Source organism: Terasakiella pusilla DSM 6293 (assembly GCF_000688235.1).
GTDB lineage: Bacteria > Pseudomonadota > Alphaproteobacteria > Rhodospirillales > Terasakiellaceae > Terasakiella > Terasakiella pusilla.
This window is the reverse complement of sequence record NZ_JHYO01000062.1, coordinates 1-3,739: the sequence shown is the minus strand read 5'-3', so window position 1 is coordinate 3,739 and position 3,739 is coordinate 1. Positions and strand designations below refer to the sequence as shown.

The following is a 3,739-nucleotide window of genomic DNA, read 5'->3' as shown; positions in this document are numbered from 1 at the left end:
TAGCCACTGTTTGCGACGAATATCTCAACGTGATCAGATATTCACCCTCATGCTCAAACCACCATGAACGGAGGGGAACGTCGAGGTGGTGGTCTACGCCGTCGGTATAGCGGCGGCGTTTGACGGTATATGTCTTTCCGGATTGAGCCGCACGACAGGCATCAATCTGCTGTTGCAGGGCGTTTCTAAACACATCGAGTGGATTTTTCCGGGGGATATGAATGCTGGGTTTGGTCAGATCGGTAAATTGAAGATCAATCATGATAGCAACCTCGTTTGTTCATTTGATGCTATCAAGCAAGCTGAATATGTCAAATTTGGTGCATAAGTGCATTTGCATGAAATGCTTGAGTGTCGTTCATTTTTGAGTCCAGATATGGCGTACAAGACTGTAAGACACGCCAAAAGTATTTTGGTGATCTGAGGTAGCTACTGTGCTGTTTTTGCGATTTTCACACCGAATCCGCTGTTTTCAAGATCGAATGCTCTTTTGAAATCAACCACTTCATTTGCTTATTAAGCCATACTGTTTGTACGTCAGATGCATAGGTGCGAGCAAGTTGAAAGCATTTTACAATTCCACGAATGAGACCAATATCGTTGCTCTTGAGTAGCGGAAATGCCCGGTTGCGGATGTTGGTGGTCATGAAGGCGATCTGTTGCGGTGTCTGTTCGGTCTTTTCCAATGATGACTTGAGTATATATAGCCATTGTTTGGTGGCTGTCAGTTCGCGATCATCATCTGTCCGCACCCGGTGATGTGCCGGGTTGATGCAGCCTTTATGACCACACGTATTTTTCAAACGATCCGATGCGTCCAGTTCCACCTGATGATGCTGCTGGTAGAAATATTTTTTAGCACTCCGGCGTTTGCCGTTACGGGTGATGACGGCTTCACCGGACTTCATTTGACCAAGCCAGTGCCAGCAATCATTGCCATCGGTGAAGTATAGTTGTTTTGCTTTACGGGCCATAGGCGACCTCTTCATATTGATATTGTCTGAATCGCCTTATATGATGGGTGCTGCTGATTCGTCATTTTATAAATGAATAAAATTAACGGGGGTATCGTATATACCTTTTAGAGTCAGATACCTCAGAAATGATATTTAAAAATGACTACCCCGAATAAGAGGGGGAAATATATGGTATCAAAGATACCATAATTACCTCCATCTCCTCCGAAGTAGATATCTCTTCTTTAAAACACCACTTCCGAGTCATCCTTCTGAACCACTTCGTTTGTCCGCCATTCGCTGATGCTCATCGGCGTGCAAACTTAATCTTCGGATTGCTCACGCGGGTCATGGATTGAAGTGAAACTCACGGGCTTAAGGGTTATAGGCACGTCAGCTTTCGCTGACTGCCGTCATGTCGTGGTCATGGTGAGGTTCGCTGTCGCTCACCAACACCATGCTCACTCATGACAGAGATTTGGGATGAAGGAGGTGTTGACGTCAAGGGGCAGGAAATTCAATCCGGTGAAGATTGAAATCGGCGGCGACCGCAAAAATCGCAACCGATAAATCAGAACAGAACATCGAATGTCGTCAACCGGGCTTGGGTCGCCATCAGCACTTCCATGACTTGATTGGCATTGAAAAGCCAGAGTGTCAAAATGACGCTGCCTCGGTTTCTTGTCGCTTCATTGACATAATACTGTAAATCATCAAAACCGTAGGTTCTTCCGACACTGACTTTGCCACCATAATCGTGCAGGTATTGAATAAGCACGCTGACACCCGGATGGTCAATTTCAATGCCAATCTCAACGGCATATCCAGCAATATCATTTTTGCTTGCCGGATTAAAAGGTTGAAGTGAACTCATGCTCCACCTGCCAGACATTTTTGTAATTCATCCAGATTAATGGAGATAATGTTTCTCTCATCCACAGTGGTTGTAACGCCCCAGATACTGGCATTAACCCCATTGGCGATGAAGCTTGCACTATCGAATGTTTCAATGAGGGAGATGCTTGTATCGTAAAGCTCGTGTGGAAGCACAATACGGCCCGTGACCGTTATAAAGGTGATGTCGTCTGGCGTTTCAGTTTTAAGCGTTTGGATCAGGACACTATGTCCTTGTAATTCAATTTTGTCGCAAAGCCATTTTTTCGGTGTGTAGCCTAGCGGAAAATTGCCGCTGATCTGAACTGGTACAATGGATATTTTGCTCATCACAACACCTCATCTATTTTCATGATGTAATGGTAAAGCCACGCCTTTAGGTCAGCATCGGCTGTTTCTTCCCAGCACCTGCTCATAAACGATTGCAGCGTGCGATATGCGTCACCTGAGGGCTGTTTCCCATTGTAGCGGAGGGTCGGCACGTAACCGCGAGAACGCCCCATACAGTGGCTATAATCGGCATAATCATGGATGAAGTAGTTTGCCCTCAAGAATTCGTACACCTGCTCAAAAAGCGGCAAATTTTGTGATTTTATCAGCATAGATAAATTTCCTGTGAAATTGAAACTCACAGCTATTTATCAACGAGCAACATGACGGATGTTCATCATGCATAAATAGAGGATAACAACACAACAAAGAGACCGACTATGCGATTTGATGACTTCAATACCGATACCGAAACTTCCCGCCAGAAACCATTTTGCTGGACGATCACTGTTCAGGCAAAAGCCATGAGCCGCTTATCTCCATTTCATCTGGACAAGGTAACCGTCTCATTCCCGATCCTGAATGCCGCCATCGCCAACTTGAGGAACCTGACGCTTCAAGGTACCGATGACTGCGGTCAGTTGATCTGTTTTACAATCGATGTTGCTCTATTTGCCGATAATGAAGGTCAGGCAATGAAGTTGGTACAGGACCCGACATTGGTTGATATCGTGCATGAGGATGGGCAACTCAACTTGATCGAACCGGAAGTGACCATCGGTGGGGAAAGTGTGCTGCCGGAAGCCTAGTAAAGATTGTGTATTATTGACGTATATATGTATTCGTGAGATACATAGTCATGATCAAGACATTTTCTGACAAACGGGCCTTGGCGATTTTTGCCCGTAAACGAATTAAAGGTGTCTCTGTTGAATTACAACGTAAGACACTTCAAAAGCTCCGGCTGCTAAACAAAGTCAATGATGTTGAAGAACTTCGCATCCCGCCGGGTAATCGACTGGAACGTCTGAGCGGTGATCGTAACGGGCAATATTCAATCCGTGTAAACCAGCAATGGCGAATTTGCTTTCACTGGATTGATGGTCACGCCGAGAATGTCGAACTGGTAGATTACCATTAAGGAAGGTTATGATGGGACAAACAGAAACATATAAAGTTGAAGACATCAACGATATTGACCTGTCTGATATTGTTGATGATGATACGCTTGATCCGGTTCATCCCGGTGAAATTCTCAAGGAAGAATTTCTCGATCCAATGGAGATTACACCTTATCGATTAGCAAAAGCCATTCATGTGCCGCCAAACCGGATTAACATGATCATCAATGGCAAACGCAACATCACTATGGATACGGCTGTCCGCTTAGCTAAGTTCTTCGGCACATCATCTGATTTGTGGATTGGACTACAGAACCACTATGATGAAGATATGCTGGATATTGATCTGGATGAAATTGTTCCATTTGAGCAAAGCACGTCAAATACAGGCCGCCACTGAGTAAGACCACCACCTCGACGTTCCCCTCCGTTCATGGTGGTTTGAGCATGAGGGTGAATATCTGATCACGTTGAGATATTCGTCGCAAACAGTGGCTA

General features: G+C 45.1%; 8 protein-coding genes. 3 read left to right on the top strand and 5 right to left on the bottom strand.

Annotated elements, in window-relative coordinates; genetic code table 11:
- The 5 genes from Q397_RS25320 to Q397_RS0119905 form a co-directional block, all read right to left on the bottom strand.
- Positions 1-262 (bottom strand): hypothetical protein (locus Q397_RS25320; RefSeq protein WP_205618871.1); only part of this gene is annotated, 262 nt, incomplete at its 3' end.
- A gap of 190 nt (positions 263-452) precedes the next feature.
- Positions 453-974 (bottom strand): hypothetical protein, encoded by a 522-nt coding sequence (locus Q397_RS0119920; protein WP_028880886.1) that lies wholly within the window; start codon positions 972-974, stop codon positions 453-455.
- A gap of 553 nt (positions 975-1,527) precedes the next feature.
- A complete protein-coding gene (locus tag Q397_RS0119915) occupies positions 1,528-1,830 on the bottom strand; it encodes a hypothetical protein (protein WP_028880885.1) in 303 nt (100 codons plus the stop codon).
- On the bottom strand, positions 1,827-2,180 hold the full coding sequence (locus Q397_RS0119910; protein ID WP_028880884.1) for a hypothetical protein: 354 nt from the start codon (positions 2,178-2,180) through the stop codon (positions 1,827-1,829). Before Q397_RS0119910 ends, Q397_RS0119915 begins: the two co-directional genes overlap by 4 nt.
- A complete protein-coding gene (locus Q397_RS0119905; protein WP_028880883.1) occupies positions 2,180-2,452 on the bottom strand; it encodes a DUF6626 family protein in 273 nt (90 codons plus the stop codon). Before Q397_RS0119905 ends, Q397_RS0119910 begins: the two co-directional genes overlap by 1 nt.
- Before the next feature lie 108 nt (positions 2,453-2,560).
- Between Q397_RS0119905 and Q397_RS0119900 the strand changes: the two genes are divergently transcribed.
- The 3 genes from Q397_RS0119900 to Q397_RS0119890 are packed head-to-tail and all read left to right on the top strand — an operon-like array spanning position 2,561 to position 3,641.
- Positions 2,561-2,929, top strand: coding sequence for a hypothetical protein (locus Q397_RS0119900; protein ID WP_028880882.1), 369 nt, complete (start codon positions 2,561-2,563; stop codon positions 2,927-2,929).
- 50 nt (positions 2,930-2,979) lie between these two features.
- Positions 2,980-3,261: a type II toxin-antitoxin system RelE/ParE family toxin gene (locus Q397_RS0119895; RefSeq protein ID WP_028880881.1), complete on the top strand. Its 282-nt coding sequence runs from the start codon at positions 2,980-2,982 to the stop codon at positions 3,259-3,261.
- Between the two features lie 8 nt (positions 3,262-3,269).
- Positions 3,270-3,641 carry a HigA family addiction module antitoxin gene (locus tag Q397_RS0119890; RefSeq protein WP_240475110.1) on the top strand — a complete coding sequence of 124 codons (372 nt, stop codon included), beginning with the start codon at positions 3,270-3,272 and terminating at the stop codon, positions 3,639-3,641.
- Positions 3,642-3,739 lie beyond the last annotated feature (98 nt).